General features: G+C 70.1%; 25 protein-coding genes. 3 read left to right on the top strand and 22 right to left on the bottom strand.

Annotated elements, in window-relative coordinates:
• Positions 1-184: 184 nt before the first annotated feature.
• Positions 185-1,573 (bottom strand): KamA family radical SAM protein, encoded by a 1,389-nt coding sequence (locus BLP95_RS01030; protein WP_089676340.1) that lies wholly within the window; start codon positions 1,571-1,573, stop codon positions 185-187.
• A gap of 195 nt (positions 1,574-1,768) precedes the next feature.
• On the bottom strand, positions 1,769-2,011 hold the full coding sequence (locus BLP95_RS01025; protein WP_089676339.1) for a DUF2798 domain-containing protein: 243 nt from the start codon (positions 2,009-2,011) through the stop codon (positions 1,769-1,771).
• Between the two features lie 101 nt (positions 2,012-2,112).
• Here BLP95_RS01025 and BLP95_RS01020 point away from each other — a divergent pair, with 101 nt between their 5' ends.
• Positions 2,113-2,949 carry a carbon-nitrogen hydrolase family protein gene (locus BLP95_RS01020; RefSeq protein WP_089676338.1) on the top strand — a complete coding sequence of 279 codons (837 nt, stop codon included), beginning with the start codon at positions 2,113-2,115 and terminating at the stop codon, positions 2,947-2,949.
• Positions 2,950-2,960: 11 nt separating this feature from the next.
• Positions 2,961-3,473 (top strand): macro domain-containing protein, encoded by a 513-nt coding sequence (locus BLP95_RS01015; RefSeq protein ID WP_089676337.1) that lies wholly within the window; start codon positions 2,961-2,963, stop codon positions 3,471-3,473.
• Positions 3,474-3,554: 81 nt separating this feature from the next.
• Here BLP95_RS01015 and BLP95_RS01010 read toward each other — a convergent pair whose 3' ends face one another.
• The 20 genes from BLP95_RS01010 to uraH form a co-directional block, all read right to left on the bottom strand.
• A complete protein-coding gene (locus BLP95_RS01010; RefSeq protein ID WP_089676336.1) occupies positions 3,555-4,862 on the bottom strand; it encodes a TRAP transporter large permease in 1,308 nt (435 codons plus the stop codon).
• Positions 4,852-5,331 (bottom strand): TRAP transporter small permease, encoded by a 480-nt coding sequence (locus BLP95_RS01005; protein WP_089676335.1) that lies wholly within the window; start codon positions 5,329-5,331, stop codon positions 4,852-4,854. The genes BLP95_RS01010 and BLP95_RS01005 overlap by 11 nt, the downstream gene beginning before the upstream one ends.
• A gap of 67 nt (positions 5,332-5,398) precedes the next feature.
• Positions 5,399-6,409 (bottom strand): DctP family TRAP transporter solute-binding subunit, encoded by a 1,011-nt coding sequence (locus tag BLP95_RS01000; RefSeq protein WP_089676334.1) that lies wholly within the window; start codon positions 6,407-6,409, stop codon positions 5,399-5,401.
• A 117-nt stretch (positions 6,410-6,526) separates the two neighbouring features.
• On the bottom strand, positions 6,527-7,033 hold the full coding sequence (locus BLP95_RS00995) for a DUF192 domain-containing protein (protein WP_089676333.1): 507 nt from the start codon (positions 7,031-7,033) through the stop codon (positions 6,527-6,529).
• Positions 7,030-8,175, bottom strand: coding sequence for an ABC transporter ATP-binding protein (locus BLP95_RS00990; protein WP_089676332.1), 1,146 nt, complete (start codon positions 8,173-8,175; stop codon positions 7,030-7,032). The genes BLP95_RS00995 and BLP95_RS00990 overlap by 4 nt, the downstream gene beginning before the upstream one ends.
• Entirely contained in the window at positions 8,168-8,836 is a 669-nt protein-coding gene (gene modB / locus BLP95_RS00985; protein WP_023006648.1) for a molybdate ABC transporter permease subunit, read from the bottom strand. Before modB ends, BLP95_RS00990 begins: the two co-directional genes overlap by 8 nt.
• On the bottom strand, positions 8,836-9,666 hold the full coding sequence (modA, locus tag BLP95_RS00980) for a molybdate ABC transporter substrate-binding protein (protein ID WP_089676331.1): 831 nt from the start codon (positions 9,664-9,666) through the stop codon (positions 8,836-8,838). The genes modB and modA overlap by 1 nt, the downstream gene beginning before the upstream one ends.
• 146 nt (positions 9,667-9,812) lie before the next feature.
• Entirely contained in the window at positions 9,813-10,544 is a 732-nt protein-coding gene (locus BLP95_RS00975; RefSeq protein WP_089676330.1) for a GntR family transcriptional regulator, read from the bottom strand.
• 94 nt (positions 10,545-10,638) lie between these two features.
• Positions 10,639-11,865: an amino acid deaminase gene (locus tag BLP95_RS00970; protein WP_089676329.1), complete on the bottom strand. Its 1,227-nt coding sequence runs from the start codon at positions 11,863-11,865 to the stop codon at positions 10,639-10,641.
• Positions 11,855-13,339, bottom strand: coding sequence for a pyruvate kinase (gene pyk, locus BLP95_RS00965; RefSeq protein WP_089676328.1), 1,485 nt, complete (start codon positions 13,337-13,339; stop codon positions 11,855-11,857). The genes BLP95_RS00970 and pyk overlap by 11 nt, the downstream gene beginning before the upstream one ends.
• Positions 13,336-14,676, bottom strand: coding sequence for a glycerate kinase type-2 family protein (locus BLP95_RS00960; protein ID WP_089676327.1), 1,341 nt, complete (start codon positions 14,674-14,676; stop codon positions 13,336-13,338). Before BLP95_RS00960 ends, pyk begins: the two co-directional genes overlap by 4 nt.
• Before the next feature lie 267 nt (positions 14,677-14,943).
• Positions 14,944-15,834 (bottom strand): 2-hydroxy-3-oxopropionate reductase, encoded by an 891-nt coding sequence (locus BLP95_RS00955; RefSeq protein ID WP_089676326.1) that lies wholly within the window; start codon positions 15,832-15,834, stop codon positions 14,944-14,946.
• A 100-nt stretch (positions 15,835-15,934) separates the two neighbouring features.
• On the bottom strand, positions 15,935-16,714 hold the full coding sequence (gene hyi / locus BLP95_RS00950) for a hydroxypyruvate isomerase (RefSeq protein ID WP_089676325.1): 780 nt from the start codon (positions 16,712-16,714) through the stop codon (positions 15,935-15,937).
• Positions 16,715-16,740: 26 nt separating this feature from the next.
• Positions 16,741-18,516 carry a glyoxylate carboligase gene (gcl, locus tag BLP95_RS00945; RefSeq protein ID WP_089676324.1) on the bottom strand — a complete coding sequence of 592 codons (1,776 nt, stop codon included), beginning with the start codon at positions 18,514-18,516 and terminating at the stop codon, positions 16,741-16,743.
• 177 nt (positions 18,517-18,693) lie between these two features.
• Positions 18,694-19,179 carry an ureidoglycolate lyase gene (locus BLP95_RS00940; RefSeq protein WP_089676323.1) on the bottom strand — a complete coding sequence of 162 codons (486 nt, stop codon included), beginning with the start codon at positions 19,177-19,179 and terminating at the stop codon, positions 18,694-18,696.
• 172 nt (positions 19,180-19,351) lie between these two features.
• Positions 19,352-20,185 carry a bifunctional allantoicase/(S)-ureidoglycine aminohydrolase gene (locus tag BLP95_RS00935; RefSeq protein ID WP_089676322.1) on the bottom strand — a complete coding sequence of 278 codons (834 nt, stop codon included), beginning with the start codon at positions 20,183-20,185 and terminating at the stop codon, positions 19,352-19,354.
• 199 nt (positions 20,186-20,384) lie between these two features.
• Positions 20,385-21,314 carry an allantoinase PuuE gene (gene puuE, locus BLP95_RS00930; protein ID WP_089676321.1) on the bottom strand — a complete coding sequence of 310 codons (930 nt, stop codon included), beginning with the start codon at positions 21,312-21,314 and terminating at the stop codon, positions 20,385-20,387.
• A gap of 118 nt (positions 21,315-21,432) precedes the next feature.
• On the bottom strand, positions 21,433-22,149 hold the full coding sequence (locus BLP95_RS00925) for a GntR family transcriptional regulator (protein ID WP_089676320.1): 717 nt from the start codon (positions 22,147-22,149) through the stop codon (positions 21,433-21,435).
• A 143-nt stretch (positions 22,150-22,292) separates the two neighbouring features.
• Positions 22,293-23,498, bottom strand: a complete 1,206-nt coding sequence (locus BLP95_RS00920; RefSeq protein WP_089676319.1) for a urate hydroxylase PuuD — start codon at positions 23,496-23,498, stop codon at positions 22,293-22,295.
• Between the two features lie 52 nt (positions 23,499-23,550).
• Positions 23,551-23,904, bottom strand: a complete 354-nt coding sequence (gene uraH, locus BLP95_RS00915) for a hydroxyisourate hydrolase (protein WP_089676318.1) — start codon at positions 23,902-23,904, stop codon at positions 23,551-23,553.
• Positions 23,905-24,100: 196 nt separating this feature from the next.
• Between uraH and uraD the strand changes: the two genes are divergently transcribed.
• On the top strand, positions 24,101-24,634 hold the full coding sequence (uraD, locus tag BLP95_RS00910; RefSeq protein ID WP_089676317.1) for a 2-oxo-4-hydroxy-4-carboxy-5-ureidoimidazoline decarboxylase: 534 nt from the start codon (positions 24,101-24,103) through the stop codon (positions 24,632-24,634).
• Positions 24,635-24,813: the final 179 nt, after the last annotated feature.

The raw sequence follows: 24,813 nt of genomic DNA, 5'->3' as shown, positions 1-24,813 counted from the left end.
GCCCTGCCGCGCAGGTCGCCTGACTTACCACTCCCTCCTACTTTAGCGAAAAATCCTTCCTCGGGGTAATGCCGGACACGCATCGCCTGGGCAGGGACCGGCAGACCTTCACTCCTCATTCTAGTCAGGCCGAGCGTTTACGAGGCGTTTATCTTATGCTGCACCACAGCAAGGAGGCCGGGCCCTACGACGCCTTCATGATCAGCGCCTGCTTCGCGTCCTTCATGGCGGCGAACTCGGCCTCGAAGAAGAACTCGCTCTCCCCCAGCGCCGGTTCCAGGTGGTTGAGCCAGGTGGCGGCCTCGTCGTACTTGGCGAAGAACGGACGCTGCACCCAGTCGCCGTCGCGGCCCTGGATGAAACGCAGGACGAAGACCTTCTCCCCCTGGATCTCGGTGACCCCCTGGATCTCCACCTTGCCGGGGTCGGCGGACATGGAGGGTCCACGGGCGGTACGGGCCAGGCCCGGCACCTGCTTCATCGCCTCGCGGTAGATCTCCCAGGCACGCACCAGCGGCACCTCGAAGTAGTGGCGGGCACCGGTGTCACGCTCCACGAACATGTAGTAGGGGATCATCCCCAGGCGCACCTGGGTGGTCCACATCCTCGCCCACTGGTCGGCATCGTCGTTGATGTGCTTGAGGAGCGGCGCCTGGGTGCGGATCTCGGCCCCGGTGGCGCGGATGCGGCGGATCGCCTCGCGGCAGATGGGGGTGTCCATCTCCTTCCAGTGGTTGAAGTGCGCCATGAAGGCGACATGCTTGCCGGCCGCCGTCAGCTCGCGGAACAGCGCGAGGATATCCTCGGCGTCGGGGTCGGTGACGAAGCGATAGGGCCAGAAGGTCAGGCTCTTGGTGCCGATGCGGATGTCCTGGACGTGGTCCAGCTCCGGCGCCATCAGCCCCTCCAGATACTGACGCAGGTGCTTGGCCTTCATCACCATGGGGTCGCCGCCGGTCATCAAGAGGTCGGTGACCTCGGTGTGCTCGGCCAGGTAGCGGTGCAGCGAGTCCGCTTCGCTGGAGGCGAACTTGAGGTCCTTGTCGCCGACGAACTGCGCCCAGCGGAAGCAGAAGGTGCAGTAGCTGTGGCACACCTGCCCCTGGCTCGGGAAGAACAGCACCGTCTCGCGGTACTTGTGCTGCATGCCGGGCAGCGGCTCGCCATCGAGCAGCGGCAGGTTGAGGTCCATCTGCCCCGCCGGATGGGGGTTGAGCTCGGCGCGGATTCGCTCGATCGCAGGCTTCATCTCGGCGGCCGAGGCCTCGCGGCGCATCAGCTCGGCCACCTCCTCGAAGTGCTCGGGAAGCAGCATGCCGCGCTGGGGGAAGGTGAGCTGGAAGACCGGGTCCTCGGGCACCTTGTCCCAGTCGATCAGCTCCTCGATCACGTACTCGTTGACCCGAAACGGCAGCACCTGGCTGACGACCCGCATGTCGAAGCGCAGGTCGTCAGGCAGGTTCTGGATCGCCTCGATCCTGTCGAGCTGACGGTGGGTGTAGACCTTGAACTGGCGGGCCTCGAAGGCCTCGGCTGCGGGGCTGCCGAGCGCGATGTTGACGCTCTGGTTCATCTCGCCTCCTCCTGTTGTCGCGTCCGGCGCCCGGGCAGGGGGCTCGGGGCTGCCGCCACGGGAGGCGGTGCCGGCATCGGTTATCGGGGGGAGGCTATTGGTACAGGGACGAGGCCCGGGTTGCAACTTTCTGTGCCGATTTGCAACGAATGTCACGAAAATCGCTAGAAACCGCAACACTCCTGCCGAGCGTCATCACCCCTGCCCGGGCGGCCGCCGGATCAGCATCGCCGCCAGGCGCTGAAGGCGCGGTGCGCCCACCAGGATCAGGGCGAAGGCGATCGGCCAGGCGATATAGAAGGCACGCCACCAGCGGCCGGTGAACCCCTCGGAAAGCCCGGTGTTGACCCAGGTGATCACGAAGGTCATCAGGCTCACCATGTAGAGCGACATCAGCACGGCGAAGACCAGGGGCGCGAGGCGCGGCGGGAAGAACATCGGAACTCCTGATAGCCTGAGGAAGGAGGTGAACGGCCGATTATAGGCCGCCCTCGCCGAATGGTACCCGCGCCCGATGGTCGCATGCCCCTGGAGGCCCCATGGAACTGCTCGCCTGCCAGCCCGTCATCCCGCCCACCCGCTGTCGCGGCGACCAGCTCGCCTGGCTCGGGCGCCTCACCCGAGAGGTCGAGGCACGCTGCGCCGAGGAGCCCCCCGACCTGGTGGTGCTGCCGGAGCTCGCCAGCATGGAGTACGGCGGCGGCGCCTTCGCCTGCCTGGGGGACCTGGACGACGACCTCAAGGGGCCGGTGTTCGAGCGCTTCGCCGAGCTGGCAAGGCGGCTGGGTTGCACCATCGCCTACGGCACGGCCCGTCGCGGCGACCGGGGACGCCATATCAGCCAGGTGCTGGTGGGGCCGGATGGCGCCCTGGCGGGGGTCTACGACAAGCTGCACTGTGCCCAGTTCGGCGCCTCCGCCGAGGCCGCCCACTTCACCCCGGGCGAGACCCTGCTGGTCGTGGACATCGCCGGCTGGCGGGTGGGCGTGATGATCTGCTACGACCTGCGCTTCCCCGCGCTTGCCGGCCGGCTGGCCGCCGAGGGGGTAGAGCTGGTGCTGCACCCGGTGGCCTTCACCCGCGACTTCTCCTTCGCCAGCTGGCACGCCTTCGTCACCACCCGCGCCATGGAGCATCAGCAGTGGTGGCTGAGCCTGAATCGCGCCGGCGAGGCCTGGGGCCATTCGCTGCTCTGCCCGCCGCTGATGGACGAGGCTCACCCCACGCTGGACTTCGGCCCACAGGAGAGGTGGCAGCGGCTGACGCTGTCGAAGGCGGCGCTGGCCGAGGCGCGGGAGCGCCTGCCGCTGGCTGCCGACCGACGCGACGACCTGGCCGGGCTGCCGCTTTGGCGGCACGGCCCTCGAGACGCCTGACAGGAGGCAAGATGATCGAGTGTGTCCAGGGCGATATCGCCCATCAGCCCGACATGGAGGCGGTGGTCAACGCCGCCAATGCCCAGCTTCGCCCCGGCGGCGGCGTGGCCGGTGCCCTGCACCGCGCCGCCGGCCCCGAGCTCGACCGCGCCTGCCGCCCCCTGGCGCCGATCTGCCCCGGCGAGGCGGTGATCACCGCGGCCTTCGGCCTGCCCAACCGCCACGTCATCCACTGCCTGGGGCCGGTCTACGGCGTCGACGAGCCCGCCGACGAGCTGCTGGCCGACTGCTATCTCCACGCCCTGGCGCTTGCCGAGCGCGAGGGGCTGCGCAGCGTCGCCTTCCCGGCCCTCTCGGCGGGCGCCTTCGGCTACCCGCTGGAGGAGGCCGCACGGGTGGCGCTGGAGACGGTGTCCGCCACCCTGCCCCGCTGCCCGCACCTGGAGCGGGTGCGCTTCGTGCTCTTCGACGCCGAGACCGCCGCACTCTTCCAGCGCCTGCTCGACGAGCAGCCGGCAGGGTAGCGACCCACCCCACGTCGTAGCCGTGGATCCGCGGCAGCCACAGGGCGATCTCCGGCCAGCATCAAGGGCGCCATCAGGGCCTTACCCCACGTTGTAGCCGAGGGTCCGCGGCAGCCACAGGGCGATCTCCGGGAACACCGCCACCAGCGCCAGGGCGCCGGCCATGGCGACGACGAAGAGCAGCGCCCAGCCCAGGGTCTGCTCGAGGCGGATCTTCGCCACCTCGGTGGTCACCATCAGGTTCACCGCCACCGGTGGCGTGAACTGGCCGATGGCGATATTCATCGCCAGCAGGATGCCGAACCAAACCGGGTTCCACTCGAAGTGCTGCATCACCGGGATCAGGATCGGCATCATGATCAGGTAGATGGAGATGGCATCGAGCAGCATGCCGGCGGCCAGCACCGCCAGCATGATCAGCACCAACAGCAGCACCCCGCTGTCGGAGAGCGAGATGATCCACTCCGCCAGGTGGCGGAAGGTGCCGAGCATGGTGCCCGCCCAGGCGAAGATGCCGGCCAGGGCGATGATCAGCATCACCACCCCGGAGATCACCGCGGCCTCGCCGAACAGCGCCCAGAGGTCCTTGACTCCGAGCTCGCGGGTGACGAAGAGCCCCACCACCACGCCGTAGGCCACCGCCACCACCGCCGCCTCGGTGGGGGTGAAGAGTCCCGAGCGCAGCCCGCCGAGGATCAGCACCGGGGCGAACAGCGCCGGCAGCGCCTGCCTGAAGGTCTCTCCCACCCGGAGGCGCTCGGCGCCGGCGGCCGGCGTGCCGCCCTCCCAGCCATGGCGCTTCGAGACGATCAGCGCCGGCACCAGCAGCGCCAGGCCGGCCAGGATCCCGGGGAAGAGCCCGGCGGCGAAGAGCGCGCGCAGGTCGACCCCAGGCACCACGATGGAGTAGAGGATCAGCGCCACCGAGGGCGGGATCAGGATCGCCGTGGAGGCCGAGGCGGCGATCAGGGTCGCCGAGAAGGGCTTCGGGTAGCCCGCCCTGGTCATGCTGGGCAGCATCACCATGGCCACCGCCGCGGCGTCCGCCGGGCCGGAGCCGCTCATGCCACCCATGATCATGCACACCAGCACCGCCACCAGGGCCAGGCCGCCGTGGCGCGGGCCGATCAGCGCCTGGGCAAAGCGCACCAGGCGCAGCGCCACCCCGGAGCGCTCGAAGATCAGCCCGGTGAGGATGAACAGGGGGATGGCGATCAGCGGGTACTTGGCGATGCTGTTGTAGGTGTTGGTGCCCAGGGTCGCCAGCATCGCCGGCGACAGCCCCGCGAGGATCCCCGCCGCCCCGGCCAGCCCCAGCGAGAAGGCCACCGGCACCCCGGCGATCAACAGGCCCGCGAAGGCCAGCAGCATCCACAGGTCAGGACTCATCGTCGAGCCTCCCGCGCAGCCGGTCGAGGGTCTGCTGCAGCTGGCGCACCAGCATCACCGCCGCCAGCAGCGGCAACCAGACGATGTACCACCACTGGGGCAGCCCCAGCCCCGGCGAGGTGGTCTCCCAGCGGTACTCCTGCCAGGCCAGCTTGGCGCCGAACCAGACGATCAGCCCCAGCAGGAGCACGCCGCAGAGGCCCTGGAGGAGCACCAGGGCCCGCCGTGGGCCGTGGGGCAGGGCCCGCTCCAGCATGCCGATGCGGATATGGCCGTTGCGGCGCAGCGCCACGGCGGCGCCGGCGAAGGTCAGCACCACCAGCAGGAACACCGAGAGCTCCTCGGTGAAGGCGAGCGAACCGCCGGTGATGTAGCGGGTGATCACGTTGCCGAGGCTGATCAGGGCGATGATCACCAGGGCCAGGGCGGCCAGCCAGCGCTCCGGCCGGGCATCGGGGGATGGCGTCATGGGGGAACCTCACACGGCAGCGGCCGGCCACGAGGGCCGGCCGGTCGAACGATGGTAGGGCGAACGCTCAGCGGGACTCGACGGCGGACCTGGCGGCCTCGACGATCGCCTCGCCGATCTGCGGCACCCACTCGTCATGCACGCTCTCGGTGGCCGCCACGAAGGCCTGGTACTGGGCGTCGGTCAGTTCGGTGACGGTGACGCCGCGCTCCTGGATGGCGGCCAGGCGCTCGCTCTCCTGCTCGCGGGTCATCGCGATCTCCCACTGCCCGGCCTCCACGGCGGCCTCGCGCAGGATCTCGCGGTCGCCCTCGTCCAGGGACTCCCACACCTGGCGATTGACGGCGAAGATCAGCGGATCGTTCATGTAGTTCCACAGGGTCAGGTGCTCCTGGCCCACCTGGTCGATGCGCGCCACGTCGAATACCGAGAGCGGGTTCTCCTGGCCGTCCACGGCGCCGGTGGTCAGCGCTGGCTTGGCGTCGGCCCAGCTCATCTGGGTGGGGTCGGCGCCCAGGGCGTCGAAGGTGTCCTGGAACAGCGGGGAGCCCACCACGCGGATCTTCAGCCCCTCGAGGTCGGCGGGCTCATCGATCGCCCCCTGGGAGTTGGAGAGCTGGCGGAAGCCGTTCTCGCCCCAGCCCAACGGGATGACATCGCGGGACTCGATGGCCGCGAAGATCATCTCGCCGGCCTCGCCGCCGGTCACGGCATCCACCGCCGCCTCGTCGGGCAGGAAGAAGGGCAGCGAGAAGAGGTTGAGCTCCGGCACCTGGGGCGACCAGTTGATGGTGGAGCCCACCGCGGCGTCGATCAGGCCGGAGCGCATGGCGGAGAACTCGCGGGTCTGGTCGCCGTTTACCAGCTGGGAGTTGGGGTAGACGCGCAGGGTGATGCGCCCCTCGGTGCGCTCCTCCACCAGCTCGGCCCACTTCTCGGCCGCCTGGCCCCAGGGGAAGGCGTCGGAGAGCACGGTGGAGACGGAGAGCTCGCGGGCCTGGGCGGAGAGCGAGGCGAAGAGCACGGCGGCACCGGCCAGGGCGGCGGCCAGCTTGGCAAGCGGTCGATGGAGGGTCATGGCGTGTCCTTGCAGCGGCGCCCCGAAGCCCTCGGGGCGCGATTATGGTTATGGGTCGGGCGATGGACCGGCGTGGCCGTCCACCTCGCCCCATTCTAGGGCCGCAAGCGTTGAATATCAGCCCGGGGAGGGCGACTCGCAGCGGGACGCCACCCCCGGCCAGGCGACGCAGTCGCCCACCTCGACGCCCAGCGACGCGAAGGTGCCGGCGGGAACCTCCAGCGCGGCCCGATAGGGCACCCCCGGTCGCGTCACCGGGCAGTCACCGGGGGCGTTAGAGCCGCAGGGCACCATGGTGTGGGTCGAGACGATGCGCCCCGCCCCATCGATGAAGGCGATATCCAGCGGGATCAGGGTGTTGTACATCCAGAAGCCGCTGCCACCGGGCTGCTCGGTGGCGTAGAGGAAGAGCATGCCGGCGCCCTCGGCGAGTTGCTCGCGCCCCATCAGGCCGCGGCTGCGCTCGGCGGGCGCGTCCGCCACCTCGACCCGGAAGGCGTGGCTGGCCTCCCCGGCATGGATGCGCAGCGGCCAGGGCTCCGGCACCGCCTCCTCGGCGAGGCCCGGCGTGGCCAGGGGCAGCGCCAGGGTGGCGAGGGCGGCAAGGCGAAAGAATCGGGTCATGGGTCACTCCTGGCGTCATCGCCGGGCGGCGAGGCGTCCGGCATCAGGTGGATGCCCGCGGCGAGCAGCGAGACGTGCACCGCCTCGCCCCGGGCCAGGCCGTTGCGGCGGGCGGCATGGGTGGCGATCTCGAAGCCGAGGCGCCGCGGGGTATGCGCGAAGGCCAGGGTGACCGAGGCCATGCCGCCCAGCACCACCAGCTCCTCGACCCGGGCGCTCACCGGGTTCTCGCGTTCGCCGAGGGACGGGCGGCCACGCCGATGCAGCACCACGTCGGAGGGCGGCAGGTACCAGGCCACCCGGGACCCCGGCGCCAACGCCGCCAGCCCCTCGGCCACCTCCAGCCGCCAGGGACCCCACGCCAGGCGGCGCTCACCGCCCTCCTCCACCACCTCGCCCGCGAAGACATTGTGGCGATCGAGCAGCCGCGCCACCTGGGGCGAGGCCGGGCGCCGGAAGAGCGACTCCGGCGGGCCGGCCTGCAGGGTGCGCCCGGCGTGCAGCACGCAGAGGCGGTCGGCCAGGGCCGCCGCCTCGTCGAGGTCATGGGTCACCAGCACGATGGGGATGGCGATCTCCTCGCGCAGCAGCGCCAGCTCGCGCTGCAGGCGGCGCCGGGTGACCTGGTCCACCGCCGAGAAGGGCTCGTCAAGCAGCAGCACCCGCGGCTCGCGGGCCAGTGCCCGGGCCAGCGCCACGCGCTGGCGCTGGCCACCGGAGAGCTCGGCCGGGTGGCGCCCGGCCAGCCCCTCCAGACGCACCCGAGCGAGCCACGCCTCGCCGCGACGCCGCCGCTCGGCCACCGGCAGGTGGTGCAGCGCCACCATGACGTTGCCCAGCGCCGTCAGGTGCGGAAACAGGGCGTAGTCCTGGAACACCAGGCCCAGGCGGCGGCGCTGGGGCGCCAGCGCCAGGCGCCGGCCGGCATCGAACCACAGCGCCTCGCCGCAGGCGATGCGTCCGGCGGCCGGCCGGTAGAGCCCGGCGATGCTGCGCAGCAGGGTGGTCTTGCCGCTGCCGGAGGGGCCCACCAGGGCCAGCAGCTCGCCGGCCTCGCAGCGGAACTCCGCCGCCAGGGGGATCGGCCCCGACTGGTGCAGGCTGACCTCCAGGGGAGCGGGGCTCGCGACGGGCTCAGGCACGGCGCCACCTCCGCCGGCCGGCGAGGCCGTAGACCACGCCGATGGTGACGAAGGAGACCAGCAGCAGCATCGCCGACATGCTGGCCGCGCCGCTCTCGTCGAAGGCCTGCACCCGGTCGTAGATGGCGATAGCCAGGGTACGGGTCTCGCCGTCGATGGCCCCGCCCACCATCAGGATGACGCCGAACTCCCCCAGGGTATGGGCGAAGGTGAGCGCCAGCGCCGAGACCAGCCCCGGCCACACCAGCGGCAGCTCGATGCGCCACAGGGTGTGCAGCGGCGAGAGGCCGCTGCACCAGGCCGCCTCGCGCAGGTTGGCGGGCACCGCCTCGAAGGCGCGCTGCACCGGCTGCACCGCGAAGGGCAGGTTGGCCACCAGGGAGGCGAGCAGGATGCCCTCGAAGGTGAAGTTGAGCCCGGTGCCGAAGAGACGCTCCCAGAGCCCGCCGAAGGGAGCCTCCACGCCGAAGGCCTGCATCAGGTAGAAGCCCAGCACCGTGGGCGGCATCACCAGCGGCAGGGCGATCAGCGCCTCCCAGAGCGGCTTGGCCCGCGAGCGGCTGGCGGCCAGGGTGCGCCCCAGCCACAACCCCACCGGCAGCAGCAGCAGCGCCGTGAAGGCCGCCAGGTGCAGCGAGACCGAGAGCGCCGTCCACTCCATCAGCGTGACGCCGCCTCATCGAGGCGGAGGCCATCGCCAGGGGCGCGGAAACCATAGGCGGCAAGGAGCTCGCGGGCCTCCTCCTGCTGCAGCCAGGCGTAGAAGGCCCTGGCGGTCTCCCCGGCACCCTTGACCAGCGCCATGCGCTGCACCAGCGGGCGGTGCCAGTCGGCTGGCACCATCACGAAGTCGCTGCGCGCCGCCACCGGCGGCGCCAGCGCCTGGGACCAGGCCACCAGCCCGCCGCGGGTATCGGCGGAAAGGGCGAAGCGGGTGGCCTGGGCGACGTTCTCGCCCATCACCCGCAGCGGCTCGCTCGCCTGCCACAGGCCGGCGTGGCTCAGGGCCTCGCGGGCGGCCACGCCGTAGGGGGCATGCTCGGGGTTGGCCAGCGCGATCCGCGCCCGTCCCTCCCCGGCGGCGTGCGCCGCCAGCGCCTCGCGCACGGCGGCCAGCGGCTCGTCGTCGGGCGGCAAGGGCCCCTGCCCCGGGCCCTGCAGCCATACCAGCCGCCCCACCGCGTAGACCACGCCGGCATCCTCCAGGAGGCCCGCCTCATGAAGCGCCAGCACATACGCCTCATCGGCGGAGAGGAAGAGCTCGAAGGGGGCGCCCTGGCCGATCTGGCGCCGGAAGTTGCCGGACGAGCCGAAGTTGACCCGCAGCGAGGCCCCCGTCTCGGCCCGGAAGGCCTCGACCAGCCGCGGGAAGACCGCCTGCAGGGAGGAGGCGGCCGCCACGATGGGCGGCTGGGCCAGGGCCGGCGTGGTCAGCAGCAGCGCCAGGCCCAGCAGCAGGGCGCGGCATCCCGGGCGGATCAGGGAGGGCATGGCAAGGCTCCGCAAGGCGTGGTTGGGCGCATTGTCCGTCACCCCGTCGATGCCCTCAACCCGCCGGAGGGTCCCAGTGCGGGCGACGCCGGGGAGAGGTCCCGGACCGGTCGAGGGATTCGGGCGCGGGCGACTCCCGCTGCCGTTCAGCTGGTGGTGACGCCGGCGAAGATGGCGCGCAGGTCGGCCTCCTCCTCGCGAGGGCCCAGATCCAGCAATGCCTCGAGGCTCGCCAGGTGCGCCTCGATGGCGCGTCGCGCCCCCTCGGCGTCGCCTCCCGCCAGGGCCGCCAGCAGCCGCGGGTGGTCTCCCTCGAGGAAGCAGGAGGCCAGCGTCGGCCGCTTGTAGAGGGCGATGACGATGGAGGTACGCAGCACCAGGTCGGTGAGCATGGCGCCCAGCACGCGATTGGGCGAGAGCGCCGCCAGGCGATGGTGGATGGCCAGGGAGTGGGCGATGCGCGCCGTCTCGTCGCCGCGGCCGTGGGCCTCGACCTCGGCCTGCGCCTCCCGCTCCAGCTCGTCGAGCACCCCGGGCTGGAGTCCGCGGCCCGCCAGCAGGGCCGCCACCTCCCCCTCCACCAGGCGGCGGGCGGCGAAGGTCTCGCGGGTCTCCTCGACGCTCGGCGAGCGCACCCGGGCCACCTGGTTGGGACGCTGGTCGATGACATGCTCGGCGGCCAGACGGGTCAGGGCACGCCGCACCACCGAGCGGCTGACGCCAAAGATCTCGCCCAGCGCCACCTCCGGCAGGCGGGTACCCGGCGGCAGGCGCTGGCTGAGGACCGCCTGGCGTACCTGCTCGACGATATAGGGGTCGCTGATGCGCTCGCCGGCGCGGATGGCGGCCTCGACGCCGGCCTTCCAGGAGTGGCTCATGCTCTCTCGCTCATGGTGATCTTCCTGGCCGCACCTTCGCACTTTTCGGGGCAAATGGCCACATCCTGCCCACCTTCTGTATACAGGAAGGGGCTCAGAAGCGCGTCTCCATCACCTCCTGCACCTCCAGCGCCTCGTCCACCCGCAGCACCCGTTGCCAGCGATCGAAGGTGAGGCAGGGGTGGGAGATGCCGAAGGCCACCACGTCGCCTACGCGTACGTCGCCCACGCGCACCTCGTCCTCCCCGGCCACCGGCTCGGGCAGGCGCACGAAGGCGTGCTGGTCCATCAGCCTGGTCACCTCCCAGCCCGCCACCGTCAGGGGCTCGGTCGCCGCGCCCCCCTCCCGGTAGCGGCGCAGGGGCAGCGGCAGGCGGTCGCCGCCCACGTCGCGCCGCCCCATGGCGACGATCGCCAGCCCCGGCTCGGGGAGCGATTGCACCTGGGCGAACACCTCCAGCGCCGGGCGCAGCCCCTCGTCCAACCCCTCGCGGGCCAGCACCCCGCGCTGCGCCTCGGCGTAGAGGCCATGGTCATGGACCACATAGCAGCCGGGACGCAGCACGGGCTGGAAGGGCCGCTCCAGCGCCTGGAAGGCCGTGGCGACCCGGTCGTACCAGGCCGAGCCCGCGGCGGTGATCAGCGGGGTGGGGGACTCGAAGCGCCCCGCGGCGCTGAGCGCCTGGGCCACTCCCACCATCTCGTCGAGGTAGTCCGCCACCCGGCGCTCGCCGTCGTCGCCGGCCAGCCCCTCGTAGCCCTCCAGGCCGACCAGCGAGAGCCCCGGCAGGGCGGCGATGCGCTCGGCCAGGGTCAGCGCCTGGTCCTCGCCGCGGCAGCCACAGCGCCCGCCGGGCACGCCCAGCTCGATCAGTACCGTCAGGCGCAGGCCGCGGGCAGTGAAGTGGCGATCCAGGGCGACGGCATTGGCCTCGCTGTCCACCAGGCAGATGAGCTCGGCCCCGGCCTCCAGCAGGTCGGCGACGATGGCCATGTTGGCCTCCCCCACCAGCTGGTTAGCGAGCAGCAGCCGCGTCACCCCGGCCGCGAAGGCGGCGCGGCACTGGGGGGCCGTGGCCAGGGTGATGCCCCAGGCCCCGGCCGCCAGCTGGCGATGGAAGAGCGCCGGGGCCATGCTGGTCTTGCCATGGGGCGCCAGCCAGGCGCCGCGCCGTTGGGCGAAGCGCTGCATCCAGGCGAGGTTGTGGGCCAAGGGTGCCTCGCGGACCACCGCCGCCGGCAGGCTGACGCCTTCGAGCAGGCGCCGCCCGGTCTCCGGACAGCCCTTGTGGCGGCGCTCCGCGCCGGGCTCAGCGCGCATGGCCGGCGTTGACGTCGAGGATCTTCATGGTGTTGGTGCCGCCATGGGCGTTCATCTCGTCGCCGCGGGTGAGGATCACATGGTCGCCCGGCTCGGCGATGCCCTTCTCCACCAGCATCGCCAGGGCGCGGTCGTTGAGCTCCTCGGCCGTCATCTCGCTGGTGTCGAAGGGCAGCGAGACCACCCCGCGGTAGAGCGCCATGCGCCGCTGGGCGATGGCGCTGTGGGCCAGCCCGACGATGGGCAGCCCCGAGCGGATGCGCGAGGCGATCAGCGGCGTGTAGCCGGTGGAGGTCATGCAGGCGATGGCCGCCACCCCGGCGAGGTGGTTGGCGGCGTACATGGCGGAGAGCGCGATGGTCTCGTCGATCTGGGTGAAGCCCTCGTGGATGCGGTGGCCCGACTCCTGGGCGACCTTCTCGCGCTCGGCGCCCAGGCAGACCCGGTCCATGGCCTCCACGGTCTCCACCGGGAAGTCGCCGGCGGCGGTCTCGGCGGAGAGCATCACCGCATCGGTGCCGTCGAGCACGGCGTTGGCGACGTCGAACACCTCGGCGCGGGTGGGCAGCGGCGCCTCGATCATCGACTCCATCATCTGGGTGGCGGTGATCACCGCGCGGTTCAGGGTGCGGGCGCGCTTGATGATGCGCTTCTGCATGCCGATCAGCTTCTCGTCGCCGATCTCCACGCCGAGATCGCCGCGCGCCACCATCACCGCCTCGCAGGACTGGATGATGCCGTCCAGGGTCGCCGCGTCGGCCACCGCCTCGGCGCGCTCGAGCTTGGCCACCAGGCCGATCTCGCGGCCGGCCTCGCCGAGCAGGTCGCGGGCCTCGGCCATGTCGGCGGCGCTGCGCGGGAAGGAGACGGCCAGGTAGTCGACGCCGATCTCGACCGCGGTGGCGAGGTCGGCGCGGTCCTTGTCGGTGAGCGCCGGGGCCGAGAGGCCGCCGCCCTGCTTGTTGATGCCCTTGTTGTTGGAGAGCCGCCCGCCCACCGTCACGGTGGTGTGGATCTCGCGGCCCTCGACGCCGCTGACGTCGAGCACCACCCGGCCGTCGTCGAGCAGCAGGCGGTCGCCGGGGGCGACATCGTCGATCAGTTGCTTGTAGTCGCAACCCACGCGCTCGCGGGTGCCGGCGTCGCTGGCGAGCGCCATATCGAGGATAAAGGGTTCACCCTCGACCAGTTCCACGGCCCCCTCGGCGAAGCGGGCGATACGGATCTTGGGCCCCTGCAGGTCACCCAGGGCGGCGACGCTGCGCCCCTGGCGGGCGGCGATCTCGCGGACGCGGGTCAGGCGCTGGCGGTGGTCGTCGGCCGAGCCGTGGGAGAAGTTGAGGCGCACCACGTCGACGCCGGCGGCGATCATCGCCTCGAGCACCCCCTCGCGGTCGCTGGCGGGGCCCAGGGTGGCGACGATCTTGGTGCGCCGGATGGGGTCATGGATGGGGGCGTGGGGGAGATGCGTCATGGCGTCCTCGGCAAGACCAGGATGGCACGGAAATCGTTGACGTTGGTGCGGGTGGGACCGGTGACGATCAGCCGCTCCAGCGCCTGGAAGAAAGTGTAGGCGTCATTGCGTGACAGATAGGTGGCGGGGTCAAGCCCCAGCTCCCGGGCGCGCTCCCGGTCGGTATCGGCGAACAGCGCCCCGGCGTTGTCCTCGGAGCCGTCGATGCCATCGGTGTCGATGGCCAGGGCGTGGATGCCAGGCGCCCCCTCGAGGGCCTCGAAGAGCCCCAGCAGGTACTCGACGTTACGCCCGCCACGGCCATCGCCACGCACCGTGACGCTGGTCTCGCCGCCGGAGAGCAGCAGCAGCGGCCGGGTGAGTCCCTCCTGACTCGAGCGTGCCAGGCGCGCCTGGGCACGCCCCAGCTCGCGGGCCTCGCCCTCGAGGTCGTCGCCGAGCAGGCGCACCTCCACGCCGGTCGCCGCGGCGGCGGCCTGGGCGGCCTCCAGGGCATCCTCGGCGCGGGCCAGCACCCGGGCGCGGTCGCGGGCGAAGCCGGGATCCTCCGGCGCCGGGGCCTGGCCGGGCCCCTCGAGGTGACGCCGGACCGCCTCGGGGATGGCGATGCCGTGGCGCTCGAGGATCGCCAGCGCATCCGCCGGGGTGGTGGCGTCGGGCAGGGTCGGCCCGGAGGCGACCAGGGTCGGGTCGTCGCCGGGCACGTCGGAGATCACCCAGGTCAGCACCGGCGCCGGATGGGCCGCGGCGGCCAGGCGCCCGCCCTTGATCGCCGAGAGGTGGCGGCGCACGGTGTTGATCTCGCGGATCGGCGCCCCGCAGCGCAGCAGCTCGCGGTTGAGCGCCTGCTTGTCGGCCAGGGTGATGCCGGGGGCAGGCAGGCTCATCAGCGCCGAGCCGCCACCGGAGATCAGCGCGATCACCAGGTCCTCCTCGCCCAGCGGCTCGACCGCCTCGAGCATGCGCCGGGCGGCCTCCTCGCTCAGGCCGTCGGGCATGGGGTGGGAGGCCTCGAGCACCTCGATGCGCCGGCAGGGCGCCTCGTGCTCCTCGATACCGTGCCCGTAGCGGGTCACCACCAGCCCCTCGAGAGGGGCCTCGGGCTGATGGGCCAGCCAGGCGCGCTCCAGGCTCGCGGCCATGGCGGCGGCGGCCTTGCCGGCGCCTACCACCAGGGTGCGGCCGGCGGGGGGCGGCGGCAGTTCGCCGGGCAACAGGCTTGCGGGGTGCACGGCGCGCACGGCGGTCTCGGCCAGGCCGCGCAGCCAGCGCAGGGCCTCCGGCGCCGACAGCGCGGCGATGGCCTCGGGGGAGGATGGGGACGGCGTGGCGACCATGGGATTCTCCTCTGCGCCGATGGCCTCGCCAGGGGCCATCATGGAAGTCGTGGGTCGAGACTCTGTAAAAAGGACCCGGCGACAGGTCGCGCCTGCCACCGGGAAAGGCCGCCGGGGCGGCCGGAAGGCGTGCGACGACCCGACGCCCGCCTTCCGGAGCCTACCGGATTCTGCCGCTCGTCGCCGAACAGCGTTGTCCGGCAGGCCCCTCGGGGAGCAGTCACCTCCCCTGTCCGCGCCGGCCCAGCACCGGGTCGACGGCGGAACTCATGCCTGGCCCACCGCGTGGTTGGCCAGGGTCTCCAGGGCACGCAGGATGCCGGCATGGTCCCACTCGGCGCCGCCGTTGGCGGCACAGGCCTGGAACAGCTGCTGGGCGTTGGCGGTGCCGGGCAGCGCCAGGTCGAGGCTGCGCGCGCCTTCCAGCGCCAGGTTGAGGTCCTTCTGGTGCAGCTTGATCTTGAAGCCGGGGTCGAAGGTCCGCTGGATCATGCGCTCGCCGTGCACGTCGAGGATCTTCGACTGGGCCAGGCCGCCGAGCAGCGACTCGCGCACCTTGGCCACGTCGGCCCCCGCTTTGGAGGCGAACAGCAGGCCCTCGGCCACCGCCTCGATGGTCAGGGCGACGACGATCTGGTTGGCCACCTTGCAGGTCTGGCCGGCGCCGTGGCCGCCGATATGGGTGATGGTCTTGCCCATCACCTCGAGGACCGGCCTGGCCCGGGTGAAGCCCTCGTCGGTGGCGCCCACCATGATGGTCAGGGCGGCGTTGATGGCACCGCCCTCCCCGCCGGAGACCGGGGCGTCGACGTACTCGCCGCCGGCCTCATGGATGCGCCTGGCGAAGTCCTGGGTGGGGATCGGCGCGATGGAGCTCATGTCGATCACCAGGGTGCCGGGCTTCAGGCCCTCGATGACTCCCTGCTCGCCGAACAGCACCTGCTCGACGTCGGGGGTGTCCGGCACCATGGTGATGATCACCTCGGCCTGCTCGGCGACCGCCCTGGGGCTGGCGAGCTCCTGCATGCCCTTGTCGGCCAGCTCGGAAGCCAGCGGCTTGCCGCGCTTGACGGTGGTGAGCTCGTGGCCGGCGTCCAGCAGGTGGCCCGCCATGGGGCGGCCCATGATGCCGAGGCCAATAAATCCGATCTTGCTCATGGTCTCTCTCCTTTGTCTGTCTTGTCGTTGTAGTCCTGAGTAGAAGGCCTCGTCGCTCGAGGCTGACCCGTCAGCAGGCCTCTCGCCATGTAGGGCGCGCTCAGCCCCGCGCGGCGTCCAGCCAGCCAAGGCCCTCCTCAGTGCGGCCGGCGGGCTTGTACTCGGCGCCGACCCAGCCCTGGTAGCCCAGGCGGTCCAGGTGGGCGAACAGGAAGGGGTAGTGGATCTCGCCCGTGCCCGGTTCGTGACGCCCCGGGTTGTCGGCGATCTGCACATGGGCGATGCGATCGAAGTACTTCTCGATGGTCGGGGCCAGATCCCCCTCCATGATCTGCATGTGGTAGATGTCGTACTGCAGCTTGAGGTTGTCGCTGCCCACCTCGTCGAAGATCGCCAGTGCCTGCTCGGTGCGGTTGAGGAAGAAGCCCGGGATGTCGCGGGTATTGATCGGCTCGGCGATCAGCAGGATGCCCTCGGCCGCGAGCCTGTCGGCGGCGAATCGCAGGTTCTCGACCAGGGTCTGGCGTGCCTGATCGTCGCCGACGCCCTCGGGCTGGATGCCGGCCAGGCAGTTGACCTGGGTATTGCCCAGCACCCTGGCGTAGGCGATGGCGCGCTCGACGCCCTCGCGGAACTCCTCGACGCGATCCGGGTGGCAGGCGATGCCGCGCTCACCGGCGGCCCAGTCGCCCGCGGGCAGGTTGAACAGCACCTGCTCGAGGCCGTTGTCCTCCAGGCGCCGCCTGATCTCCTCGGCCGGATGGTCGTAGGGGAAGAGGTACTCCACGCCCTTGAAGCCCGCCCGGGCGGCGGCCGCGAAGCGGTCGAGGAAGTCCACCTCGGTGAACAGCATGCTGAGGTTGGCGGCAAACTTGGGCATCTTGAACTCCTTGGGTCGTTGTCGATTCAGGTCAGGGAGGCGATGGAGGTCGGCGCGTCCTGGACGTTCTCGGCCAGGGCCTCGAACTCGTTGACGCCGTCCAAGTCGGTGCCCATGGCGATATTGGTCACCCGCTCGAGGATCACCTCCACCACCACCGGCACGCGGTGCTCGGCGGCCAGGCGGCGGGCCTCCTCCAGGGCCGGGGCGATGGCGTCGGGCTCGGTGACCCGCAGCGCCTTGCAGCCCAGCCCCTCCGCCACCGAGACATGGTCCACGCCGTAGCCGTTGATCTCGGGGCAGTTGATATTCTCGAAGGCGAGCTGCACGCAGTAGTCCATGTCGAAGCCGCGCTGGGCCTGGCGGATCAGCCCCAGGTAGGAGTTGTTCACCAGCACGTGCACCCAGGGCAGCTTGAACTGGGCGCCGGCGGCCAGCTCCTCGACCATGAACTGGAAATCATAGTCGCCGGAGAGTGCCACTACCTCGGCCTCGGGATCGGCGCGGCGCACCCCCAGGGCAGCGGGAATGGTCCAACCCAGCGGGCCGGCCTGACCGCAATTGATCCAGTGGCGCGGCTGGTAGACGTGCAGGAACTGGGCGCCGGCGATCTGCGACAGGCCGATGGTGCTGACATATCGGGTGTTGCGGCCGAAGACCCGGTTCATCTCCTCGTAGACCCGCTGCGGCTTGACCGGCACCTCATCGAAGTGGGTCTTGCGCAGCAGGGTGCGCTTGCGCTCCTGGCAGGACTCGATCCAGCGGCTGCGCTGGCGCAGCCGCCCCTCGGCCTCGAGCTCGCGGGCCACCTCGAGGAAGAGGTCGAGCGCCGCCCCGGCGTCGGAAACGATACCGAAGTCGGGACCGAAGATGCGCCCGATCTGGGTCGGCTCGATATCCACGTGGACGAAGGTGCGGCCCCGGGTATAGGTCTCGACGTTGCCGGTGTGGCGGTTGGCCCAACGGTTGCCGATACCCATCACGAAGTCCGACTCCAGCAGGGTGGCATTGCCGTAGCGGTGGGAGGTCTGCAACCCCACCATGCCGGCCATCAGCGGGTGATCGTCGGGGATCGCGCCCCAGCCCATCAGGGTGGGGATCACCGGCACCCCGACCAACTCGGCGAACGCCACCAGGCGATCGCTGGCGTCGGCATTGATGATGCCGCCCCCGGCGACGATCAGCGGCCGCTCGGCCTGCTGCAGCATGGCGATGGCCTTCTCGGCCTGGGCACGGGTGGCTGCCGGCCTGTAGACCGGCAGCGGCTCGTAGGTCTCCGGGTCGAACTCGATCTCGCTCATCTGCACGTCGATGGGCAGGTCGATCAGCACCGGGCCGGGGCGGGCCGAGCGCATCAGGTGGAAGGCCTGCTGGAAGGCACGCGGCACCTGGGCCGGCTCCAGCACGGTGACGGCCCACTTGGTGACGGGCCCGGCGATCTCGCGGATGTCCACCGCCTGGAAGTCCTCCTGGTGCAGCTTGGCGCGGGGCGCCTGACCGGTGATGCAGAGGATCGGGATGGAGTCCGCGGAGGCGGAGTAGAGGCCGGTGATCATGTCAGTGCCGGCGGGACCCGAGGTCCCGATGCAGACCCCGATGTTGCCGGCTTTGGTGCGGGTGTAACCCTCGGCCATGTGCGAAGCGCCCTCGACATGGCGGGCGAGGATGTGGTCGACGCCTCCCACCTTGCGCAGGGCGGCATAGAAGGGGTTGATGGCGGCGCCGGGCACGCCGAAGGCGACCTCGATACCTTCCTTGCGGAGCACGTGAACGGCGGCTTCTGCAGCGGTCATGCGAGCCATGACGGCTTCCTCCTGAGGGATTTATTTTTGTGGAAACATTTTCTGTATACCGAGACTAGGCCCGTCACAACGGAGCGTCAAGACTAAGTGGAAAATATTTTCAAATATTCTTGTATCCAAAAAATACCCAAGCCGTTCAGGGGCTTGGGTACCTGTAGGGAGGCCGTGAACCCTGCGTTACAGGACGACCTGTATCGACAGGGGGTATTCATCGCAGTTGTTCCCCTCGCCGCCGCGATCGACGACCAAGAACTCCCCTTCCCGCTCCAGCACCGACTGGATGGCATGCCAGGTGCCGGCGCGGTAGTTGACCCCCTGGCGCCCGTCGGTGACGAAGGCACGCACCTCGGCAGGATCGATCTCGTCGCCCGGTGGCGCCACCACCACCACGAACCGTTCTTCATGGAGCGGCATGAAGGCCTGGCTGCCCAGCGGATGGCGCTCCAGGAAGTCGAGTTCCAGCGGGATCTCGACGGGCTGGCTGACGAAGACGCTGATCAGCGTCCGCGCGCCCTCCCCCAGGGTCTCGACCTTGGCCAGGTCATGGTGGCGTCGGGTGCGCCCGGCATTGATTGGAAACCAGTCGGCGGTGCGGGCGTCGATGACGTCGCCGAAGGGGGCGAAGGCCTCGGCGGTCAGCGTCTCGGCTTTGAGTTCCAGCATGATCGGGTACCTATGTGTGCTGAGCGAGAGGCGCCGGGGACAGGGCGAAGAGGGGGTCCTATGCCAGGGATGGCATCGGTAGCGCCCAGGGAGGGGTTCACAGCGCCCCCTCGCAGCCCTGTCGCCGGATCAGCCTCGAGCGTTACCTCTATGCTCGGATTGCGTCGCTATCTCAGCGTATCGCCAGCCGCAGCGCGGCGTGGCGGTTGACGTCCTTGTAGAGCAGGTAGCGGAACGGGCCAGGGCCACCGGCATAGCAGGCCTGGGGACAGAAGGCGCGCAGCCACATGAAGTCGCCGGCCTCGACCTCCACCCACTCCTGGTTGAGGTGGTAGACCGCCTTGCCCTCGAGCACGTAGAGGCCATGCTCCATGACGTGGGTCTCGTCGAAGGGGATCACCGCGCCGGGCTGGAAGGTGACGATATTGACGTGCATGTCGTGACGCACGTCCTCGGGGTCGACGAAGCGGGTGGTGGCCCAGCGTCCCTCGGTGCCCGGCATCTCGTTGGGGGCGATATCGTTCTCGTTGACCACGAAGGGCTCCGGCACCTCGATGCCCGCGACCCGCTCGTAGGCCTTGCGCACCCAGTGGAAGCGCACCGGGGCGTCGGATTCGTTGCGCAGCTGCCACTTGCTGCCCGGCGGCAGGAAGGCGTAGCCGCCGGGCACCATGCGGTGGCGCTCGCCGGCCAGGGTCAGGGTCATCTCGCCCTCCACCACGAAGAGCACCCCCTCGGCCTCGGGATCGGGCTCGGGGCGCTCGCTGCCGCCGCCGGGGGAGACCTCCATGATGTACTGGGAGAAGGTCTCGGCGAAGCCGGAGAGCGGGCGCGCCAGCACCCACAGCCGGGTGTTCTCCCAGAACGGCAGGTTGCTGGTGACGATATCGCGCATCACCCCCCGGGGGATGAAGGCGTAGGCCTCGGTGAACACCGCCCTGTCGGAGAGCAGCTGGGTCTGGGGCGGATGCCCGCCGTGCGGGGCATAGTAGGTGCGTTGGTTCATGGTGTGTCCTGAAAGACTCGGGGCCGAAGCCCGGGTTGTTCGAATGACCCGCAAAGGTCAGCGCGAGAGGCACCGGGGACAAGCTGAAGAGGGGGTCCTATGCCAGGGAAGGCATCGGTAGCGCCCAGGGAGGGGTTCACAGCGCCCCCTCGCAAGCCTGTCGCCGGATCAGCCTCGAGCGTTACGGGTGTTCAAGGGGTCAGCTACCCGGAGCCGGATGATGCTCCGCCCAGTGCCGGGCGATATCCACGCGGCGCGCCACCCACACCCGGTCGTGGACCTCGATATGGTCGAGGAAGCGCTGCAGGGCGCGGAAGCGGCCGGGGCGCCCCATCAGGCGGCAGTGCATGCCGATGGAGAGCATCTTCGGCGACGCCTCCCCTTCCGCGTAGAGCACGTCGAAGGCGTCGCGCAGGTAGGTGAAGAAGTGGTCGGCGGTGTTGAAGCCTTGGGGCGCGGCGAAGCGCATGTCGTTGGTGTCCAGGGTGTAGGGCACCACCAGGTGGTCGTGCTCGACGCCCTGACTGTCCTGCTCGCGGGTCCAGAACGGCAGGTCGTCGCCGTAGTAGTCGCTGTCGTAGAGGAAGCCGCCCTCGTCGAGCACCAGCCGGCGGGTGTTGGGGCTGTCACGGCCGGTGTACCAGCCCAGCGGCTTCTCGCCGTAGAGGCGCTGGAAGATCGCCATCGCCTTCTTAAGGTGCTCGCGCTCGACGTGTTCGGGCACCTCCTGGTAGTGGATCCAGCGGTAGCCGTGGCAGGCGACCTCATGGCCCAGCTCCCGGAAGGCGTGGGCCACCTCGGGGTGGCGCTCCAGCGCCATGGCCACGCCGAACACGGTGAGCGGCAGGCCGCGGCGCTCGAACTCGCGCAGGATGCGCCACACCCCCGCCCGCGAGCCGTACTCGTAGATCGACTCCATGCTCAGGTGGCGATCCGGGTAGCTGGCCGCGCCGATGATCTCGGAGAGGAACTGCTCGGAGCCCTCGTCCCCATGGAGCACGCAGTTCTCGCCGCCCTCCTCGTAGTTGAGCACGAACTGTACGGCGATCCGGGCATTGCCGGGCCAGTTGGCATGGGGCGGCGTGCGGCCGTAGCCGATCAGGTCGCGGGGGTAGGAGGAAGCGCTCATTCCATCACCTTGTTGTTACCGGGATGACGACATTGAGACCAATGCCGGATAATTTTTGTATACAACAAGAATGTACTCCTGCCCATGCGGCGGTGCAAGCCCGCCGCTGCCCCGGGTGTCAGACCTGGAAGATGCGCTGCAGATCCGGCGTCTCCTGCTCCTCCTCGACGATCGCCAGGGTGGCCTCCACGGCACGCAGGTGCTCGCCCATCCGTATGGCGGCCTCCTCCCCCCTGCCCTTCTCAAGCAGCGCGATCAACGCCTCGTGGTCATGGGTCTCGCATCCCAGGTGGCCCGGCATGCCGTAGACCGCCAGGATCAGCGAGGAGCGGAAGCAGAGCCGCTCGACGAAGTCGGCCAGGGTGGCGTTGCCGGCGAGACGCGCCAGGTGCGTATGTAAGTCGGCCGAGAGGCGGATCGCCGCGCTGTGATCGCCCTCCCGCAGGGCCTGCTGCTCCTGGGCGGAGAGCCCACGCAGCACTTCGGCATCCTGTGCACCGATCCGCCTTGCCACCTCGGGCATCAGCCCGCACTCCACCATCTGGCGGGCGTCGAAGACGTCCTTGGCCTCGTCGGCGGTGGGCCGGGTGACGCTGGCGCCGCGCCGCGGGGTCAGGGTGACGAGCTGCTCCAGGGCCAGGCGCTGCAGGATCTTGCGGATGCCGGTGCGGCTCACCCCGAACACCTCGGCCAGGGCGTCCTCGCGCAGGCGTGCGCCGGGCTTGAGGCGGTGTTCGATGATGGCATCGCTGATCGCCCGGTGGATCGCCTCATGGCGCTCGGCGCCGTCGCCGTTCTTGCCGCGGCGGCTGGGGACCTCCTGACGCTGGTTCATGTGGCCTGGCTCCCTGTGGTTGGCTTTGCTCATTGTATACGTGACGCCCGTAAAATCCTGCCCCTGACCCGAGACAAGGCCCGAGACAAAAGGACCCGCCACCAGGGCGGGTCAAGCGGGTCATCACGCGGGAGGCTCAGGGATCATGGCGACCAGGCGGCGATGGTCTCGCGCTCCTCCTCGGTCATGCCGGTGATGTTGCCCAGTGGCATGTAGCCGCTCGCCACGACCTCCTGGATCCTGTCGCGCTGCTGCAGGATCTGCGCGTGGGTGTCGTAGGCCAGCCCGGCGGGGGGCGCATTGAAGCCCTGCTGGGTAGGCTCGCTGGCATGGCAGGCGGCGCAACGGGTCTCGATGATCGGCTGCACCTCGGCCATGCCCACGGACACCGACGCCTGGGCTTGGCCGGTATTGCCGCCGACGCTGGGCATGGCGACCCAGAAGGCCACCGCGATCAGCACGGTGCCGGCCACCGGATAGGCGGGCTGTATCTTGCCGGCGTGCATCAGCACGAAGAACTGGCGGATCAGCGCGCCACCGAAGATGAACAGCGACATGATCACCCACGCCTGCTCGTGGGAGTAGGCGAAGGAGTAGTGGTTGCTGATCATCAGCAGCACCACCGGCAGGGTGAAGTAGGTGTTGTGTACCGAGCGCTGCTTGCCGCGCTTGCCATCCAGCGGGTTGGGGGCCTCGCCCGCCTTCATGGCCTTCACCATGCGGCGTTGCCCCGGGATGATCCAGAAGAAGACGTTGGCCGACATGGCGGTGGCCATCACCGCGCCGGTGAGCAGGAAGGCCGCGCGGCCGGAAAAGAGCTGGGTGCTCAGGTAGGAGACCACCACCATCATCACCGCCACCGCGACGCTGAGCAGGCCATCGCGGGTCATGTTCGGGCTGATGCGCTTGCACAGCTCGTTGTAGACCACCCAGCCGCCGAGCAGGAACAGCAGCGCCACCACGTTGGCCTGCCAGCCGCTCATGTTGGCGGCCCACGCCCAGCTGGCATTGGGGTTGACCAGGTAGAAGCTGGGGTTGGCCATATAGAGCAGGATGAACAGCGCAAAGCCCGACAGCCAGGTGGTGTAGGCCTTCCAGAACGACCAGTGCAGGTCCTCGGGCAGCTTGGCCGGTGCCGTGGCGTACTTCTGGTTGTGGTAGAAGCCGCCGCCGTGCACGGCCCACATCTCGCCGAACACGCCCTTGTCGCGGTCCTCGGCGGCCTTCGGCGTGCGCAGGCCGTTGTCCAGCATCACGAAGTAGATGGATTCACCGATCCAGGCGATGGCCGCGATGACGTGCAGCCAGCGCAGCATGAAGTTTCCGAAATCCAGCAGATAGGCTTGCATAGGGGGGCCTCGTCTAGCGTCTTGTTATGGGCATCTCGGCGGGGGAAGCCCCTCAGCTTCCGCGGTAGGTGGAGTAGCCATAGGGCGAGAGCAGCAGCGGCACATGGTAGTGCGCGCCGGCATCGGCCACGCCGAAGCGCAGCGGGATCACGTCCAGGAAACGCGGCTCCTCGGCCTCGACACCCTGGGCACGCAGGTAGTCCCCGGCATGGAAGACCAGTTCGTACTGGCCGGCAGCGAACGCCTCGCCCTCGAGGATCGGCGCGTCACAGCGCCCGTCGTCGTTGGTTACCACCTCCTTCAGGCGGGTGCGGCACTCGCCCTCCAGGCGATAGACCTCGATGCGGATGCCCTCTCCCGGGCGACCCTGAGCGGTGTCGAGTACGTGGGTGGTCAGGCGTCCCATGGTGGTGCTCCTCGTGTCGTGTTGTGGATTGTCGTGATGGAACCGGGTTTCGCTTGTCGGTGCAGGTGCCCGAGGCTACCCTCACTCTTTGAAAACAGTTTTAGACATTTTTGCAGTACATTTCAAAACAATTTTTGTATACATTTATTCGGAGCACTCGCAAGAACTAACCGACCGCCCCTGAAGGAGCATGACCATGAGCGACAGAACCCTGAGCCCGCGACCCAGCCAGCTGGACAAGGCCGCCTTCGTGGCCGCCTACGGCGAGATTTATGAGCACTCCCCCTGGGTCGCCGAACTGACCTGGGAGAAGGGTCTCACGGCGGCACAGGACACTCCCGAGGGACTCGCCGAGGCGATGGGCGAGGTGCTCGCTTCCGCTCCCGCCGAGCGCCAGCTGGAGGTGATCCGCGCCCACCCGGATCTCGCCGGCAAGGCAGCGGTGGCCGGCGAGCTCACCGACGACTCCACCCGCGAGCAGGCCGGCGCCGGCCTCGACCAGTGCTCCCCGGAGGAGATGGCCCGCTTCGAACGGCTCAACGCCGCTTACAAGGCGAAGTTCGGCTTCCCCTTCGTGATGGCGGTGAAGGGCAGCGACCGCTACGCCATCCTCGACGCCTTCGAGACACGCCTGGAGAACGACCCCGCCGAGGAGCGCCGCACGGCGGTGGCGCAGATCAACCGCATCGCCCGCTTTCGCCTGGAGGCCAGGGCCGACGCCGGGCAGTGACGCCGACAGGGGCGGCACCTGCCCCCGTCGACCCCAAGCGGACCCGAGGGCGGGGCGCCGGCGAGCCGGCGCCCCGCTTGTCGTCTGGGCCAGGCAGGCCGGCAAGGTGCGCCGAACCGCCAAGCCGCCGCCTGGCACCGGACCGGGCGGCGGCCTCCTTCGGGGCCAGATGTCGGGAC

Origin of the sequence: Halomonas shengliensis (assembly GCF_900104135.1) — a bacterium.
In the GTDB taxonomy this organism is placed as follows: domain Bacteria; phylum Pseudomonadota; class Gammaproteobacteria; order Pseudomonadales; family Halomonadaceae; genus Halomonas; species Halomonas shengliensis.
This window is presented reverse-complemented; position numbering and strand designations above follow the sequence as displayed.

What these genes read in the sequence shown, in the direction of transcription:
- BLP95_RS01030 (WP_089676340.1), bottom strand. Translation starts at nt 1,573, where the DNA reads ATGAACCAGAGCGTCAACATCGCGCTCGGCAGCCCCGCAGCCGAGGCC.
- BLP95_RS01025 (WP_089676339.1), bottom strand. Translation starts at nt 2,011, where the DNA reads ATGTTCTTCCCGCCGCGCCTCGCGCCCCTGGTCTTCGCCGTGCTGATG.
- BLP95_RS01020 (WP_089676338.1), top strand. Translation starts at nt 2,113, where the DNA reads ATGGAACTGCTCGCCTGCCAGCCCGTCATCCCGCCCACCCGCTGTCGC.
- BLP95_RS01015 (WP_089676337.1), top strand. Translation starts at nt 2,961, where the DNA reads ATGATCGAGTGTGTCCAGGGCGATATCGCCCATCAGCCCGACATGGAG.
- BLP95_RS01010 (WP_089676336.1), bottom strand. Translation starts at nt 4,862, where the DNA reads ATGAGTCCTGACCTGTGGATGCTGCTGGCCTTCGCGGGCCTGTTGATC.
- BLP95_RS01005 (WP_089676335.1), bottom strand. Translation starts at nt 5,331, where the DNA reads ATGACGCCATCCCCCGATGCCCGGCCGGAGCGCTGGCTGGCCGCCCTG.
- BLP95_RS01000 (WP_089676334.1), bottom strand. Translation starts at nt 6,409, where the DNA reads ATGACCCTCCATCGACCGCTTGCCAAGCTGGCCGCCGCCCTGGCCGGT.
- BLP95_RS00995 (WP_089676333.1), bottom strand. Translation starts at nt 7,033, where the DNA reads ATGACCCGATTCTTTCGCCTTGCCGCCCTCGCCACCCTGGCGCTGCCC.
- modB (WP_023006648.1), bottom strand. Translation starts at nt 8,836, where the DNA reads ATGGAGTGGACGGCGCTCTCGGTCTCGCTGCACCTGGCGGCCTTCACG.
- modA (WP_089676331.1), bottom strand. Translation starts at nt 9,666, where the DNA reads ATGCCCTCCCTGATCCGCCCGGGATGCCGCGCCCTGCTGCTGGGCCTG.
- BLP95_RS00975 (WP_089676330.1), bottom strand. Translation starts at nt 10,544, where the DNA reads ATGAGCCACTCCTGGAAGGCCGGCGTCGAGGCCGCCATCCGCGCCGGC.
- BLP95_RS00970 (WP_089676329.1), bottom strand. Translation starts at nt 11,865, where the DNA reads ATGCGCGCTGAGCCCGGCGCGGAGCGCCGCCACAAGGGCTGTCCGGAG.
- pyk (WP_089676328.1), bottom strand. Translation starts at nt 13,339, where the DNA reads ATGACGCATCTCCCCCACGCCCCCATCCATGACCCCATCCGGCGCACC.
- BLP95_RS00960 (WP_089676327.1), bottom strand. Translation starts at nt 14,676, where the DNA reads ATGGTCGCCACGCCGTCCCCATCCTCCCCCGAGGCCATCGCCGCGCTG.
- BLP95_RS00955 (WP_089676326.1), bottom strand. Translation starts at nt 15,834, where the DNA reads ATGAGCAAGATCGGATTTATTGGCCTCGGCATCATGGGCCGCCCCATG.
- hyi (WP_089676325.1), bottom strand. Translation starts at nt 16,714, where the DNA reads ATGCCCAAGTTTGCCGCCAACCTCAGCATGCTGTTCACCGAGGTGGAC.
- gcl (WP_089676324.1), bottom strand. Translation starts at nt 18,516, where the DNA reads ATGGCTCGCATGACCGCTGCAGAAGCCGCCGTTCACGTGCTCCGCAAG.
- BLP95_RS00940 (WP_089676323.1), bottom strand. Translation starts at nt 19,179, where the DNA reads ATGCTGGAACTCAAAGCCGAGACGCTGACCGCCGAGGCCTTCGCCCCC.
- BLP95_RS00935 (WP_089676322.1), bottom strand. Translation starts at nt 20,185, where the DNA reads ATGAACCAACGCACCTACTATGCCCCGCACGGCGGGCATCCGCCCCAG.
- puuE (WP_089676321.1), bottom strand. Translation starts at nt 21,314, where the DNA reads ATGAGCGCTTCCTCCTACCCCCGCGACCTGATCGGCTACGGCCGCACG.
- BLP95_RS00925 (WP_089676320.1), bottom strand. Translation starts at nt 22,149, where the DNA reads ATGAACCAGCGTCAGGAGGTCCCCAGCCGCCGCGGCAAGAACGGCGAC.
- BLP95_RS00920 (WP_089676319.1), bottom strand. Translation starts at nt 23,498, where the DNA reads ATGCAAGCCTATCTGCTGGATTTCGGAAACTTCATGCTGCGCTGGCTG.
- uraH (WP_089676318.1), bottom strand. Translation starts at nt 23,904, where the DNA reads ATGGGACGCCTGACCACCCACGTACTCGACACCGCTCAGGGTCGCCCG.
- uraD (WP_089676317.1), top strand. Translation starts at nt 24,101, where the DNA reads ATGAGCGACAGAACCCTGAGCCCGCGACCCAGCCAGCTGGACAAGGCC.